The organism is Janthinobacterium sp. JC611 (assembly GCF_018682595.1).
Classification (GTDB): Bacteria; Pseudomonadota; Gammaproteobacteria; order Burkholderiales; family Burkholderiaceae_D; genus Janthinobacterium.
In genome coordinates this window covers 35312-50526 of sequence record NZ_JAFLJN010000007.1, presented here as the reverse complement: position 1 = coordinate 50526, position 15215 = coordinate 35312, and the positions used below count along the sequence as shown (strand labels likewise).

Sequence of the window (15215 nt, the reverse complement as noted above, 5' to 3'; positions counted from 1 at the left end):
GGCTTAGTTTCCTTTACCGGCAACGGCGCTGCTGCTGCTGGCCACGGCGGCGGCTGGCACGGCCTTGGCGGCCGTCAGCTCCACTTTCTGTCCATCCTTGAAGGTCGAGCCCGGCGTGCGCAGCACGGTGTCGCCACTGGCCAGGCCGCTTTGCACTTCCCACTGCCCCGTGCGCACATCGCGCGCGCCGATGCGCAAATTGACTTTATGCAAAGCCTTGTCCTTGACCTTCCACGTGTACGTCACGTCGCCCGCCTTCACCAGGGCCGAGTCGGGAATCATCAGCGCGCTGACGGTTTCCGTCTCGATACGCCCTTCCGCATACAGACCGGCCACACGCGGCTGTTCCTTGTCGTTGAAATCGACCAGCACGGCCACCTGGCGCGTGACGGCGTTGGCGGCCGGATCGACGCGGCGCACCTTGCCCGCGAAATCCTGGCCTGGATAGCCATTGATGCGGAACAGCACGGGTTGGCCCACCTTGACGACGCCGATCTTGTCGGCCGACACCAGGCCTTCCAGGCGCATGCTGGTCGGATCGATGACCTTGATCAATTCCTTGCCGATTTGCGCCGTATCGCCATTCGATACCTTGCGCTCGCTCACGATGCCGTCGAACGGCGCGCGCACGAGGGTGCGCTGCAGCTGCTGGCGGGCTTGCACGGCGCGGCTTTTCGCGGCGGACAAATCGCTTTGCGCATTGTTGCGGCGGATTTCCGCGTCTTCCAGCGCCTGCGTCGACGTCATGCCCGAGGCGCGCAGGGTTTTCATGCGCTGGAACATGCGTTCGGACTGCTCCAGCACCTGGCTGGCGGCGCGACTGGCTTCCTCGGCCGAATTGAGGCTGTCGCGGATGGACGTTTCGTCCAGGCGCACGAGCACGTCGCCCCGCTTGACGACTTCACCGTTTTCCTTCATGACCTGGATCACCACGGCCGACACTTCGGCGCGCAAGTCCGCATTGCGCTCGGGCTGCACGGAACCGGTGATGACGGGCCCCGACGCCAGCGCATTGCTCTGGATGGTCAGCAGGTCTTCCGGGGAAACCAGCAGATTGACGGCAGCGCCCGCCTGTTCCTTGCCATTCTTGCCGCCCTTGCCGGGATCTTTGGATTCTTTGCCGCAGGCGGCCAGGGCGGAAGCGATTGCCAGAACAAACAGGGTTTTGCGCAACATGGGTAATTCTCCGGATAGAAAGCACCAAGACCGTCCCGGCGGCCCGGATAGGGTGGCAGGCGATCGCAGGCATATATTTTTATTAAAACCACAAGCGCCAAAGTATCCATGAGCGCGTCTGGACATGTCAATCGGCGGCTTCCTGTAATGCTTTAATCAATGGATGAAACGTAGTTTTTGCGCCCTGAAACGCAAAACCCCGCCTTCAGGCGGGGTTGTGCGTGGCGGGGGAAAGACGCTTAGCGGGCAAACACGGTGTTGATCAGGAAACCGATCGCCACGCCCGTGCACAGGCCGCCGGCGATTTCCACCAGGGTATGGCCCATGCGCTCGCGCAAGGTCTTGTGCGCGGCGCTGGCCGCCTCACCGGCCAGGCGGTTGATGGCCGCTGCCTGCTTGCCCACGTGCTGGCGCAAGCTGTTGGCGTCGATGATGACGATGAAGGCCAGGGTCACGGCCACGCCGAAGGCCGGGTGGGCTATGCCTTCGCGCAAGGCGATCAGGGTGGCCATGCTGGAGACGACGGCGCTATGGTTGCTGGGAAAGCCGCCATTGCCGACCAGGCCGAACGCCCATTGCCGCGTGCGGACACTGTTGATCAGGAATTTGATCGGTCCGACCAGGATCCAGGTGATCAGGGGCGTGACGAGGTAAGCGATATCCACGGGGTATTCCTTCTTCTATATGTCTGTCAAGTGTGTGAGGGGCTGCGGCAGCCGGAGGGGCGCGCCGCAATTATCGCAGATCGGCCGCGCCAGCAGAACTGTCTGTCGCCGGCCTATAAAACGCCGCCCCCGGCGGCAACTAATATAAAATCATGGCATATACAACAATTGACGTATATCAACACTGAGTGCGGCGCGCACAGCGGCGCGGATAATCAAACGTCTACACACTTGCAACGGGGTCCTCATGCGACATTTCAGAATTTCCTTTTTAGTCACTTTTATCCTGATGGCGGTGTCCGGCTGGTGGGGTTACAGCCATGCCGGCGTGCCGGGCATGATCCAGGCGCTGTGGATCACGGGCGTGCTGGGCGTCATGGAAGTGTCACTGTCGTTCGACAATGCCGTGGTGAATGCCTCGGTCTTGCGTCACTGGAATGAATTCTGGCAAAAACTGTTTTTGACGGTCGGTATTCTCGTGGCCGTCTTCGGCATGCGCTTGCTGTTTCCACTCGTCATCGTTTCCGTCGCCACGGGCCTGGGCCTGGTCGACGTGTGGACCATGGCCACCACCACGCCGGACGTGTATGCCAAGCACCTGACGGACAACCATGCGCAAGTGGCGGCCTTCGGCGGCGCTTTCCTGCTGCTGGTGTTCCTGAACTTCCTGTTCGACGACGAGAAGGAATTGCACTGGCTGGGCTGGGCCGAGGAAAAAGTCAACGCGCTGGGCACCGAAAGCCTGGCCGTGCTGATCACCATGGGCGCCGTGGCCGCCTGCGTGGCGATGGGCCCTGCGGAACAAAAATACAGCGTGCTGGCCTCGGGCATCGTCGGCATCGCCGTCTACATCGGCGTGAACTGGATCAGCGGCTTGCTGGAAGAAGGCGAACCGGACTTGCAGGATGACGCGGAAGAAGCCGCCGCGCCAGCCAAAAACGGCAATGGCGACCTGGTGAAAACGGTGGCGCGCGGCAGCATCGGCGGCTTCCTGTACCTGGAAGTACTCGATGCGTCGTTCAGCTTTGACGGCGTGATCGGCGCGTTCGCCATCACCAACGACGTCGTCATCATCATGCTGGGCCTGGCCATCGGCGCCATGTTCGTGCGCTCGATGACGGTGTTCCTCGTGCACAAGGGTACCCTGGACGAATTCGTCTACCTCGAGCACGGCGCCCATTATGCGATCGGCATCCTGGCCTTGATCATGCTGGCGTCCGTCAAGTACCATATTCCGGAGTGGTTCACGGGCCTGTCGGGCGTGGCCTTCATCCTGGTCTCGCTGTGGTCATCCCTGCGTTATCGCAAACGGCACGCGGCACAAGCTTGAAATCGGGGGTTCCGCCCCCAATTGAGAGAGTAATGGCACGAGCGCCTTGCGCTCATCCCATGAAGGCATGTTTAAGTAACTTACTGAAAAGGAGCACCACATGGCAATCAGTTTGCAAAAAGGCGGCAACGTCAACCTGAGCAAGGAAGCACCGAACCTGAAGAAGATCATCGTCGGCCTCGGCTGGGATCCTCGTTCGACGGACGGCGCCACCTTCGACCTTGACGGTAGCGCTTTCCTCCTGAAAAGCGACGGCAAAGTCCGTGGCGACTCTGACTTCATTTTCTACAACAACCTGAAGTCGACCGACGGTTCCGTCGTGCACACGGGCGACAACCAGACCGGCGAAGGCGAAGGCGACGATGAGCGCATCGAAATCGACCTGACCCGCGTACCGAGCGACATCGACCGCATCAGCATCACCGTCACCATTCACGACGCCGACGCGCGCCGCCAGAACTTCGGCATGGTCTCGAAAGCCTTCATCCGCTGCCTGAACGCGGAAGGCGAAAAAGAAATCGCCCGCTACGACCTGTCCGAAGACAGCTCGACGGAAACGGCGATGATCTTTGGCGAAATCTATCGCTACAACGGCGAATGGAAGTTCAAGGCCATCGGCCAGGGCTTCAACGGCGGCCTGGGGCCCCTCGCACGTTCGTTCGGCGTCAACGCTTGATTTTTTCTTGAGCTAAACGCAGCCGCCTGAATATCCTCAGGCGGCTTTTTTTTGGAGATTTATCATGCCAGTATTTAGTGTCACCGGCGACGTCGATCCATTCCTCCACGTCAGCATGAAGCAGGGCGAAACCATCTATTGCGAATCCGATGCGATGGTGATGATGGAAACGGCGCTGGACTTGAAGGGCAAGATGACGGGCGGCCTGGGCAGCGCCATCATGCGCCGCTTCGCGAATGGCGAGTCGTTCTTCCAGCAGCATATCGAAGCGGTGCGCGGCAGCGGCGACTGCCTGCTCTCGCCCACCCTGCCGGGCGCCATCGAAGTGGTCGACGTGGGCGCGCGCCAGTACCTGCTCAACGACGGCGCCTTTGTCGCCGCCACCTCGGGCACGGAAATGAAGGTGCGTACGCAAAGCATCGGCAACGCGCTGTTCGCCCAGTCGGGCGGCTTCTTCGTCATGGAGACGGCCGGCACCGGGCAAGTGGTGGTGTCGGGCTTCGGCTCCATGTTCCAGCTCGACGTCGAGCCGGGCAAGGATGTCGTGATCGACAATTCCCACGTGGTCTGCTGGGACAATAGCCTGAAATACGAGATTTCCGTGACCACGGGCGGCGGCGCCAGCGGCGGCGGCATCGGCGGCTTCCTCGGTAATATCGTCAATAGCGTGACCAGCGGCGAAGGCATCGTGCTGCGCTTTTCCGGCTCGGGCAAGGTCTTCATCTGCTCGCGCAACCGCGACGCGTTCCTCAAATGGACAGCCAGCGGCAAAGCTAGCTAGAGGCACCTGACCAAACCTACTACGCGTCGGCATAGGCGGGCTGCGATGCTCACCGGCTCGGCGCCCCCGTACTTAGTACGGTTGCGCTTCTCGGCCACCTCTTCCTTCCGCTCGCTACGGTTTTGTCAGGCGCTGTTAGTTTGTTGCTCAACGTTGTAGTTCAAAAAAAATTCTAAGGCCAGGTTAAGTCTGGCCGCTTAGAATACCCGCGCGCGCACCTGCGCGCGGCTTCCCCTATTTCCACCCGGTCCCCGTACATGCAAAGAGTCTGGTTCAACAAAACATTTTCCTCGGTCGGCACGGCCATACGCCTGATCCGCGAAGCCGACGTGGCCGCAACGGGCGGCGTGCCCCGCTATCACATCGTGTGCAGCAATACGAATGCGCACGCGGCGGCCTTCCTGTCGGCCCACGAATATGCGGTCGAACCGTCGGGACTGACGGGCCACAATTATGTCGAGTGGTGCCTGGAGTTTTGCCGCGACCGCCACATCACGATTTTCTGGCCCGGCAAGGAAGCGGGCCTGATCGGCAGCGCCAGCGCGCGCTTCGCCGCCCTCGGCACGCGCGTGCTCAGCGTGGCCAGCGAAGAGACCCTGGCCCTGATGCACGACAAGGCGCGCTTCTGCGACGGCCTCGATCTGCCGATGGCGCGTCCGGCCGACTACCGCGCCGTCGCCACCATCGAAGAATACGACGCCGCCTACGCCGAGCTGCGCCCGCTGCATCGCAAGCTGTGCATCAAGCCCTCGGAATCCGTGTATGCCCTGGGCTTTGCCATTCTCGATGAAGAGCGCAGCAGCGCCCAGCTGCTGCTGGCCGGCGCCGCCTACCAGATCAATGCGCAAGAGCTGCGCAGCGGCCTGGCGCAGATGGAAACGTTCAAGACCCTGCTGCTGATGGAATACCTCGACGGCCACGAATACAGCGCCGACTGCGTGGCCGACCAGGGCAAGCTCATTTGCGCCGTACCGCGCAAGAAGCTGCACGGGGGCGGCAGCGGCCAGCTGATCGAGCTGCGCGCCGACTTGCTGGCGGCCTGCGACAAACTGGCGCGCGACTACCGCCTGAATGGCGTCTTCAACATCCAGTTTCGCGTAGGCGCGAACGGCCTGGCACTGCTGGAGATCAACCCGCGCATGTCGGGCGGCATCGGCATGGCGTGCGCGGCAGGCCCCAACCTGCCCTATTTGGCGCTGGCCGGTTTCGACCAGGGCTTTGACAAGCTCACCGTGCCCGCCGTCCACGAAGGCATGCGCGTGGGCGAAGCCGCCTACGCCGTGGAGCTGCCATGAATCTCGTCAAGCAGCAGATGCCGACGGGCGAGCTGACCCTGCAAGTGGACGAGGCGCGCTTTCCGCTGGACGGGCTGATCGGCTTTGCCGCGCGCGCCAACGCCAAGCGGGGCTTTTTGTTCCTTTCAAAAGTGCTGGGCAAGCACTGGCCCGTCGCACCGCGCGCCATGCAAGCCATCCACGACGATCTGGCCGCGCAGATCCCCCCCAGCCTGCCCGGTCCCGTGGTCTTCATCGCCATGGCGGAAACGGCCGTCGGCCTGGGCCAGGGCGTGTTCGAGGCGTGGCTGCGCGCCAATCCCGGCTCGTCCTGCAAGGCGCTGTTCCTGCACAGCTCGCGCTATCGCGTGGGCACGGTGCCCTTCTTCGAATTCGAGGAATCGCACAGCCACGCGCCGCGCCAGTTCCTGCATTTGTCCGACGCGGCCAGCGCCCTGTTTTCCACGGCGCGCAGCCTGGTGCTGATCGACGATGAAGCGTCGACCGGCAACACCTTCGCCAACCTGGTGCAAGTGTGCCGCGCGCGCTATCCGCAGCTGGAAAAGCTGCACCTGGGCGTGATCACCAATTTCATGGGCCAGGCCGCCAACGCGGGCTTGAGCGAGCGTTTCGGCCTGCCCACCAGCATCGGCGCGGCCCTTTCCGGCCAGTACGCCTTCCAGGCCGGCGACGCACCGGCTCCCGTGGCGGCCAGCGCGCAGCGCTTCGAGGCGAATGCGGAACGGGGCGCCAGCCCCGCGTTCGGGCGCATCGGCGTGGGACGCGCATTGAGCCCGCCGCAAGGCCTGGCGGTGCAGCTGGCGCAGGAAATCGGCGCCGGCGACTCCGTGCTGGTGCTGGGCACGGGCGAATTCATGCACCCGTCGTTCCTGCTGGCGCGCGAACTGGAAAGCCTGGGCAAGAACGTGGTGGTGCAATCGACCACGCGCTCGCCGATCTTGTCGTGGGGCGCCGTCGGCCATATCGTCCGCTGCGACGACAACTACGGCGAAGGCATCGCCAATTACCTGTACAACGTGGCGCCTGGCCAGTACCAGCACGTTTTCATCTGCCATGAAACCCCGGCCAGCCCGGCCCTCATGCAACTCGCCGGCCAGCTCAATGGCCGCCTGTTCCACTTTCAGTCAGAGACCAAAATTGAAGAAATTCCTGTTTGTTGACCTGGACGACACACTGTTCCAGACGCCGAAAAAATGCCCGGGCGAGACCGGCCTGCAAGCGGCCGCCTATTTGAAAAATGGCGACGCCTGCTCGTTTACGACGGCGCGCCAGCGCGCCTTCTTTGAATTCGCGCAAAGCGGCATGACCCTGATTCCCGCCACGGCGAGAAATGGCGACGCCTTCCGCCGGGTCGACCTGCCGTTTACCAGCTACAGCGTGCTCGATTACGGCGGCATCGTGCTGCAGCCGGGCGGCGCGCTCGACGCGGGCTGGCTGGCCCTGATGCAGGACGACATGCAGACGGCCCTGCCCGGCCTGCGGGACGCCATGCGCATCATCGACGATTTCCAGGCCAGGACGGGCATGCCCTCGCGCGCGCGCCTGATCGAAGACTACAACACGCCGTTCTACATCGTCGTCAAGGATCATGAAGCGCGCGGCGAGCGCCTGGCCGACATCGAGGAGCAGGTGCTGCAACAGTGGATCGCCACGGAAGGCAGCGACTACTTCATCCACCGCAACGGCAACAACCTGGCCGTGCTGCCGAAGACCCTGAACAAGGCGCGCGCCGTGGCTTACCTGCGCGCGGAGCTGGAAGCCGAGCATGGCCCCATCGTCAGCTTCGGCATGGGCGACAGCCGTTCGGACGCCCGCTTCATGGCCGCCTGCGACTACGCCATCATCCCCAACGGCACCCAGCTGGCGGCACTCACGGTGGCGGCGCTATGAGCGAAGGCACGCAGCATTTCAGCGGCAGCTACCGGCAGGAAGACGTCCATTTTCTGCTCACGCCGATGGCGCTCGAACCCATCCTCGACCTGGCCGAAAAAGAGCGGCTGATCCAGTCGGGCCAGCGCCACTACAGCGAAATGCTGTCGCCGGAATCCCTGCCCTCGCCCGCCTACCTGGCGCTGTTCCAGAGCGCGTTCGCGGCCAACCGCCTGCAGATGGCGCGCGACTGCCTGCGCCTGGCGGCCCTGATCGCGGCGCGCCGCGCGGGGCCCGTCACGCTGGTGTCGCTGGCGCGCGCCGGCACGCCCGTGGGCGTCATCCTGGGCCATTTGCTGCGCCAGGTGTTCCAGCGCGAGTGCAGCCATTATTCCGTTTCCATCATCCGCGACCGCGGCATCGATGCGAACGCCTTGAAACACATCCTGGCGCAGGGCCATGCCGCCGAATCCATCGTCTTCGTCGACGGCTGGACGGGCAAGGGCGTGATTTCGCGCGAACTGCGCCAGACGGTGAACGATTTCAACGCCGCCAATGGCACGGCCATCGACGGCGGCCTGTTCGTGCTGTCCGACCTGGCCGGCACGGCCGCCTGCGCCGCCTCGGCCAGCGACTACCTGATCCCGTCGAGCATCTTGAACGCCACCGTCTCGGGCCTCGTCAGCCGCTCCGTGCTCAATGATGCCATCGGTCCGGACGACTTCCACGGCTGCGTGTACTACGCGCAGTTCGAGCAGCACGACCAGTCGCGCGCCTTCGCCGACGGCCTGGTGGCCGACGCCATGGCGGTCGCCGCCAGCAGCGGCATCCCGCTGGCCGAAGCGAGCGATGCGCCAGCCATGGCGGCCCGCTCGCAAACCTACATGGCCGCCGCGCAGCAGCAATACGGCATCAGCGACATCAACCTGATCAAGCCAGGCATCGGCGAAGCGACGCGCGTGCTGCTGCGCCGCGTGCCCGAGCGCCTGATCGTGCGCGACACGAATGCGCCGGACGTGGCACATTTGCTGCTTCTGGCGCAGGAAAAAGCCATACCCGTCACAGTAGAACCGGCGCTGCCTTACCAGGCGGTCGCCCTTATCAGGAGCGCAGTCGATGGATAACAACTCCCTACACCCGCAAAGCGAGCATAAGGCGGCGCTGGGCGCCTCCATGTATGTGCCGACCACGCACAAGGACTTGCTGGCGATCGCCAATGGCGACAAATTCAGCCATCTGCGCTCGGTCATTCTTTGCACCGAAGACGCCATCGCGGAACGCGACCTCAGTTACGCGCTGTTCAACCTGTCGCTGGCGCTGCAAAACATGTGCGAGGAATCGGACACCTTGCGCTTCGTGCGCGTGCGCAATCTCGAGGTGCTGGCGCGCGTGCTGGCCATGCCGGGCGCCGACAAATTGAGCGGCTTCGTGCTGCCCAAATCCACGCGCCACAATTTCGCCGCGTATTTCGATCTCGTGCGCCACACGCATCACTTGCTGATGCCGACCCTGGAAACGGCGGAAGTGTTCGACGACGAGGAAATGAAGCAATTCCGCATCGTCCTGTCGGCGCCGGAAGTGCGGCGCCGCATCCTGGCCCTGCGCATCGGCGGCAACGATTTATTAGCCCTGCTGGGCCTGCGCCGTCCCACCAGCGGCACGATTTATTCGACGCCGCTGGGCCAGGTCATCGGCCGCCTGGTGACCATCTTCAAGCCGCACGGCTTCCAGCTGACGGCGCCCGTCTTCGAGCACCTGTCGCAGGGCAGCTGGCTGGACGCCGAAGTGGCGCAGGACATGGCGCACGGCATGATCGCCAAGACGGCCATCCACCCGGACCAGGTGCCGCAGATCGAGCGCCACTACCAGGTGGCGCAGTCGGACATCGAACTGGCGCTGCGCATCATCGACCCGGACAGCCCGGCCGTATTCCGCATGCAGGAATCGATGTGCGAAGTGGCCACGCACAGCAGCTGGGCGCAGCGCATCATCGAGCAGGCGCGCCTGTTCGGCATCCGCCATGCGGCCGACGCGGCGCCGGCGCACCTGGCCAATACCTCATTGACTCAACTCTCAAGCGACGAAGGGATTGCACGACCATGACCAATTTCACACGCGGACAAAAAGGCAAACTGGCGGACCTGGGCTTGAATGGCCCGTTTGCCGTCACGCTCGATATCGCATCGGGCTCGATGGAAGTGGACGTCAGCTGCTTCGGCGTCGATGCGGCCGGCAAGCTGTCGGACGACCGCTACATGGTGTTCTACAACCAGAAAAGCGCGCCGGACAACGCCGTCACGGTGGAGCTGAACGGCCCCCGCTCCACCTTCCAGGTGGACCTGTCCCGCCTGCCCGCCTCGATCGACAAACTGGTGTTCACGGCGGCGACGGAACAGGGCAGCATGCGCGCGCTGGGCAACTCCAGCATGGCGCTGGGCCAGGCAGCCACGTTCGCCTTCACGGGCACCGACTTCCAGGACGAGAAAGCCGTCATCATCGGCGAACTGTATCGCCGCGACGGCAGCTGGCGCTTCGGCGCCGTGGGCCAGGGTTTCGCGGGCGGCCTGGCGGCGCTGCTGAAGCACTTCGGCGGCAGCGAGGCGGCGCAATCGGCCCCGGCACCCATCCCCGTGCCCACGCCGGCGGCCCCGCCGGCGGCGAATAAAATCTCGCTGTCGAAGATCCGCCTGGAAAAACGCGGCGACAAGATCTCGCTCGACAAGCGCGACAGCGGCGGCTATGGCCGCATCCGCGTCAACCTGAACTGGAACCAGAACGCGTCGCAAGGCCAGGCGCCCGCCTCCAAGCTCGACACGGGCTTCCTCGGCAAGCTGTTCAACAAGCCGGCCGGCCGCGCGGGCGGCATCGACCTCGACATCGGCTGCCTGTTCGAAATGAGCAACGGCGCCAAGAGCGCCGTGCAGGCGCTGGGCAACAGCTGGGGCGCGTATGACAGGCCGCCGTACATCCACCTGGAAGGCGACGACCGCACGGGCAGCGTCAGCAGCGGCGAAAACATCTTCATCAACGGCACCCATTTCGACCAGATCAAGCGCGTGCTCGTGTACGCCTTCATCTACGAAGGCGTGCCGAACTGGGCCGCCACGGATGGCGTCGTGACGATCGAGATTCCCGGCCAGCCGACGGTGGAAGTGCGCCTCGACAGCGACAGCCAGCACGCCATGTGCGCCATCGCCATGCTGGAAAACCACGGCGGCAACCTGCAGGTGACAAAATTGGTGGAATACTTCGGCGGCCAAGGTAAAATCACGGCGCACCAGGCCATGGACGAACGCTACAATTTCGGCCTGAACTGGAAAGCCGGACGGAAAGACTAACTCTTTCTCCAACTAAACAATTCCCCCCCTTAACATGACCCCTACGACCAAAAAAGTCACCTTCGCCTTCGTCATCTTCCTCGTGGCCGGCTTCCTGCTGCTGGCCGCCTACACGTGGATGGCCCTCAGTTTTTCGTACTCGGAAGGCGAACGGGCGGGTTACCTGCAAAAGTTCTCCAAGCGGGGCTGGATCTGCAAGACCTGGGAAGGCGAGTTGCTGCTGACGGCGCTGCCGGGCACCATCCCGGAAAAATTCCAGTTCAGCGTGCGCGACGAGGACGTGGCGAAGCAGCTGACGGCCGCCGCCGGCAAGCGCATCCTCGTCACCTACAGCCAGCACAAGGGCGTGCCCACGCAATGCTTCGGCGAGACGGAATATTTTGCCGATAAAGTCGTGTTGAGCCAGTAACACCGCCGTTCCCGCAGTCCGGCGCCGGCAGCCCTTGCTGGCCGGCGCCCTCCCGTCCCCCTCCCGCCCCTGCATGCCCCCCCGCAAAAATAATTTTCTAGCAAGAAATTTATTGCGTGCCTCACACATGCGCACTTTCTTATACACTTGCGCAACTAGTTCTGACTGAAACAATCTACGAATGTAGCAAATAGGCGTGACGGTTGCCCTTCCGCATGACGTCCAGCCAGCCGACCTTTAGCGTGCATCATCACCATCGGATACCTCATGCGCAAGCAACTTTCCGCCCTGGCCCTGCTGGCCGCCTCGCTCCCCCTGTCCGCCCGGGCACAGGACCTGTCCGGCATGGCCGGCGTCCTGAAAGTGCACTCGACCAGGGAGCGCACCTTTGTGGCCGCCATCAGCTACACGCAGCCGGTGGGCCAGCACAACGCCGTCAGCCTGTCCTACATCAATGAAGGCCACCCGGAAGACCATCACCGCGACGGCATGGCGGGCCAGTTCTGGCTGCGCACGAAGAAGGTGGACCAGGGCCTGATGCTGGGCGCCGGCGCGGGCCGCTATTTTTTCTTCGACACGGCCAGGACCGACGACGGCTTGCACAACTTCGACAATGACCACGGCTGGGGCTCCATCGTCAGCCTGCAGGCGCGCTGGCAGTTCGACAACCGCTGGTATGCGCAAGCGCAGCTCAACCGCATCAAGCCGGACGGCAAGGACAACACCACGCACCTGCTGATTGGCGCTGGCTACCGCTATGACGGCGTGCCCGGCGCCAAGCTGCACTTGCAGAACTGGGCCCACGACGACACCCTGACCTTATCGACGGGCCATACCATCGTCAACAGCTTGCGCTCCGAGTCCTCGCGCCCGTTCACCCTGGAATACCGGCGCGCGGTGGGAAAATACGTGGACTGGAGCGTCACCGCCCTCGATGAAGGCGATACCGACCTGGCGCACCGGCGCGGCGTGGCCGCCCAGCTGTGGCTGATCCGTTCGCTCAATGAAAAGGTGGAATTCGGCATGGGCGGCGGCCCGTACGTGGCGTGGGACGGGCGCGACACCCAGGGCCACGGCACGCGCCTGACCGGCTTGCTGTCAGCCGTGGCCCGCTACCACGTCGACCGCCGCTGGGTGGCGCAAGTGGCGTGGAACCGGGTGGTGACGGATTATCACCGCGATGCGGATGTCTTGCTGATGGGGGTGGGCAGGAAGTTTTAAACGTTCCAGCCTAGCGCGAACGCCAGACGGCGCCAACATCATTCGGCTGCGTCAGGCGCTCGATCACTTCGCGCGTCAAACTGGCCGAACTCACTTGTTCGGCTTTCGCGCGGGCCGCGCTCAAGGAGCTGGAAAACGCGCTTTGCGGCTGCTCCAGGCTGGCGCGCAGGGCGGCCAGTTCGCGCTCCTGCTGCTGCGCGCGCGCCGTTTCCATATCCAGCAACTGCTGCTTGGCCTCAGCCATCGCGCGCGTCGTGTCGGCCGCCTTGCGCTGCAGGGCGGCATGGGCCTGGGCGCTGGCCAGCAAGGCTTGCTGCGCGTCGAGCTTCTCGCTGGCGGCCTGCTGCGCGGCCCGTTCCAGCTGCTCGCGCTGGCGCATGGCGTCGAGCGCCTGCTGTTCCATGGCGACGCGCGTTTCCGCTGCCGCCGTCGCCTGCTTTTCCGCTTCCAGGCGGCCGGCGATGGCTTGCGAAGCGCGCTCTTCGGCACTGCTGGTCTGGCGCTGCTGCACCAGTTTTTGCGCGATCAGGGCCAGCGACTCGCGCTCGGCCGCGACGAAATCGCGCTCGGACGCCAGCAACGCTTCGGCCGCTTGCGCCTTGTCTTCTTCCACGCGGGCGCGCTCGCCATGCACTTGTCCCAGTTCCACGGCCAGGCGCGCCTGCGCCTGCACGGCTTGCGCGGCGGCGGCTTTCTGTTCGCCTTCGACCAGCGCCTGGTCCATCAAGATGCGGATGGCGTCGGCTTCCTTTTGCGCCGCTTCCCGCAAGGCCTGTTCGGCCGCATGCTGGCCGCGCAACAGTTCCGCTTGCGCGCCTTCGGCGGCGATGCGTTCCTGCGCCGCGGCGAACGCCAGCGCTTCCGCCTCCAGTTTCTCTTTCAGGGCGGCGATGGCCGCTTGTTCGGCGGCCAGGCGCTCCTGTTCGGCCTGCAGCAGCTGCTCTGCCTGCCGGGCTTTTTCCTGCGCCAGTTGCGACGCTTGCGCCTGCGCGGCCAATGTCGCCTGGCCGGCCTCGACCTCGGCCTGCTCGGCAGCGTTCTGGCTGGCGGCCAGTTCCGCCGCCTGACGCGCCAGTTCGGCCCGTTCCTGCGCCAGGCTGGCGGCGCGCTGCTGCTCTTCCAGTTCGCGCGCGGCCGCCACGGCCGCTGCCTGTTCGGCCGCTTCGCGTGCCTTGGTTTCTTCGAGAGCCGCCGTTTCCGCCTCCAGCCTGGCGTGGCCGGCGATTTCCGCATCCTGTTCGGCCGTCACGCGGGCCAGCGCCACGGCGCGCAGCTGGCGGTCCACTTCGATGCGCGCCTCGGTGGCGGCAAGGATGCGCACGTCGGCGTCGCGGCGCGCCTGCGCGCTGGCCACGGCCACCATCTCCAGGCGCTCGCGGTGGATGGCCGCGTCGCGCAATTCCTTTTCCGTCTGCAGGCGCAAACGCAGGGACTGCGCCGCATGGCGTTCCGATTCCGCCTGCGCCAGCGCGATGGCTTCGCGTTCCTGTTCCAGGTGCGCCAGCGCGCGCGCTTCTTCCAGCGCGCGCACTTCGGCGGCGGCGCGGTTGAAGGCCGATTCCAGCGCGATCTGGTCGGCGCGCTCGCGCTGCACCGTCAATTCCAGCGCTTCGCTTTCCGCTTCGGCCAGCATCTGCGCCGTCTGGCGCGCGCCGTGCGCATGGCGCTCGCGTTCACGCGCCAGCACGGCGACCCTTGCATCGGCCGAGGCGATGCCCACCATTTCTTCCTTGGCCGCCTGCACGGCGGCGACGCGCTCGACGGCTTGCAGGCGCGCCTGCTCCGTCTGCACCTGCAATTCCTCGGCGGCGCGGGCGGCCTGCTCGGCCAGTTCCGACTGCACCGCCACCTGCTCGCTGGCGCGCAGCCGGCTTTCCTGTTCGGCGCGCGCGCGCTGTTCGGCGGCCAGGCGGATGGCATTGTCGGACTCCACGCGGGCGCGCAGTTCGGCCGTCTCCTGCTTGACGGCTTCCAGGCGGGCCACGCTCGCTTGCGCGGCGGCGCGCATGGTGTCGAGACGTTCGCGGTTGGCGGCGATCGCTTCTTCGGCCGCCTGCGCATTTTGCTGCGCGGCGGCGGCGGCGGCCGCGTCGATGGCGGCGCGGTCCTCGGCCAGCGAGCGCACGCGCGCCTCGGCCAAGGCCCGGCTTTCGGCGGCGCAGGTGGCCTTCGCTTCCGCTTCCACGCGGGCGATCGCCTCGTGGATGGCTTTCAATTCCATTTTCTGGCGTTCGGCGGCGGGCGCCTTGCCGTCGGCTTCCGCTGCCGGTGCGGCTTGCAGTTCGGGCGTGATGGCGGCAGACGGCGCTTCCGCCTTGCGCTCCAGGTCCTTGAAATCATGCAGCGAAACGATGCTGTCCTGGTCGAACTCGTCGTCGGCCGAATAGGCGACGGTGAGGGAGGCGGCCTGGCGCTGATTTTGCTGTGCTTGCATGATTTCTCGCTTATTCGGGTG

The 15215-nt window shown here is 64.6% G+C and carries 14 protein-coding genes; 11 read left to right on the top strand and 3 right to left on the bottom strand.

All coding sequences use genetic code 11. The annotated features are described in order from the left end of the window. Positions 1 to 3 precede the first annotated feature (3 nt). Both J0O65_RS06980 and J0O65_RS06975 read right to left on the bottom strand, forming a co-directional pair. Positions 4 to 1176, bottom strand: a complete 1173-nt coding sequence (locus J0O65_RS06980; protein WP_215405387.1) for an efflux RND transporter periplasmic adaptor subunit — start codon at positions 1174 to 1176, stop codon at positions 4 to 6. A gap of 239 nt (positions 1177 to 1415) precedes the next feature. Next, on the bottom strand, positions 1416 to 1841 hold the full coding sequence (locus J0O65_RS06975; protein WP_215405385.1) for a divergent PAP2 family protein: 426 nt from the start codon (positions 1839 to 1841) through the stop codon (positions 1416 to 1418). A 247-nt stretch (positions 1842 to 2088) separates the two neighbouring features. Here J0O65_RS06975 and J0O65_RS06970 point away from each other — a divergent pair, with 247 nt between their 5' ends. The 11 genes from J0O65_RS06970 to J0O65_RS06920 all read left to right on the top strand — a co-directional run bounded on the left by J0O65_RS06970 (position 2089) and on the right by J0O65_RS06920 (position 12760). Next, positions 2089 to 3171, top strand: a complete 1083-nt coding sequence (locus J0O65_RS06970; RefSeq protein WP_215405383.1) for a DUF475 domain-containing protein — start codon at positions 2089 to 2091, stop codon at positions 3169 to 3171. Positions 3172 to 3271: 100 nt separating this feature from the next. Further along, the gene (locus tag J0O65_RS06965; protein WP_215405381.1) at positions 3272 to 3847 is read left to right on the top strand and encodes a TerD family protein; all 576 of its coding nucleotides are present in this window, start codon (positions 3272 to 3274) and stop codon (positions 3845 to 3847) included. Positions 3848 to 3911: 64 nt separating this feature from the next. Then, entirely contained in the window at positions 3912 to 4628 is a 717-nt protein-coding gene (locus J0O65_RS06960; RefSeq protein WP_102295010.1) for a TIGR00266 family protein, read from the top strand. A 257-nt stretch (positions 4629 to 4885) separates the two neighbouring features. Then, positions 4886 to 5923, top strand: a complete 1038-nt coding sequence (locus J0O65_RS06955; RefSeq protein WP_215405379.1) for an ATP-grasp domain-containing protein — start codon at positions 4886 to 4888, stop codon at positions 5921 to 5923. Then, a complete protein-coding gene (locus J0O65_RS06950) occupies positions 5920 to 7083 on the top strand; it encodes a phosphoribosyltransferase domain-containing protein (RefSeq protein WP_215405377.1) in 1164 nt (387 codons plus the stop codon). The genes J0O65_RS06955 and J0O65_RS06950 overlap by 4 nt, the downstream gene beginning before the upstream one ends. Further along, on the top strand, positions 7061 to 7813 hold the full coding sequence (locus J0O65_RS06945; protein ID WP_215405375.1) for an HAD family hydrolase: 753 nt from the start codon (positions 7061 to 7063) through the stop codon (positions 7811 to 7813). Before J0O65_RS06950 ends, J0O65_RS06945 begins: the two co-directional genes overlap by 23 nt. Then, complete coding sequence (locus J0O65_RS06940) at positions 7810 to 8916, top strand: cysteine protease StiP family protein (RefSeq protein ID WP_215405374.1); 1107 nt, start codon at positions 7810 to 7812, stop codon at positions 8914 to 8916. Before J0O65_RS06945 ends, J0O65_RS06940 begins: the two co-directional genes overlap by 4 nt. Continuing rightward, positions 8909 to 9895: an HpcH/HpaI aldolase/citrate lyase family protein gene (locus tag J0O65_RS06935; protein WP_215405373.1), complete on the top strand. Its 987-nt coding sequence runs from the start codon at positions 8909 to 8911 to the stop codon at positions 9893 to 9895. The genes J0O65_RS06940 and J0O65_RS06935 overlap by 8 nt, the downstream gene beginning before the upstream one ends. Then, positions 9892 to 11130 carry a TerD family protein gene (locus tag J0O65_RS06930; RefSeq protein WP_215405372.1) on the top strand — a complete coding sequence of 413 codons (1239 nt, stop codon included), beginning with the start codon at positions 9892 to 9894 and terminating at the stop codon, positions 11128 to 11130. Before J0O65_RS06935 ends, J0O65_RS06930 begins: the two co-directional genes overlap by 4 nt. 34 nt (positions 11131 to 11164) lie before the next feature. Further along, positions 11165 to 11539: a DUF8785 domain-containing protein gene (locus tag J0O65_RS06925; RefSeq protein WP_215405371.1), complete on the top strand. Its 375-nt coding sequence runs from the start codon at positions 11165 to 11167 to the stop codon at positions 11537 to 11539. A 267-nt stretch (positions 11540 to 11806) separates the two neighbouring features. Further along, positions 11807 to 12760: a hypothetical protein gene (locus J0O65_RS06920; protein WP_215405370.1), complete on the top strand. Its 954-nt coding sequence runs from the start codon at positions 11807 to 11809 to the stop codon at positions 12758 to 12760. Between the two features lie 10 nt (positions 12761 to 12770). On the opposite strand, the gene J0O65_RS06915 is transcribed toward J0O65_RS06920, so the two are convergent. Beyond that, positions 12771 to 15194, bottom strand: coding sequence for a coiled-coil domain-containing protein (locus J0O65_RS06915; RefSeq protein ID WP_215405369.1), 2424 nt, complete (start codon positions 15192 to 15194; stop codon positions 12771 to 12773). Positions 15195 to 15215 lie beyond the last annotated feature (21 nt).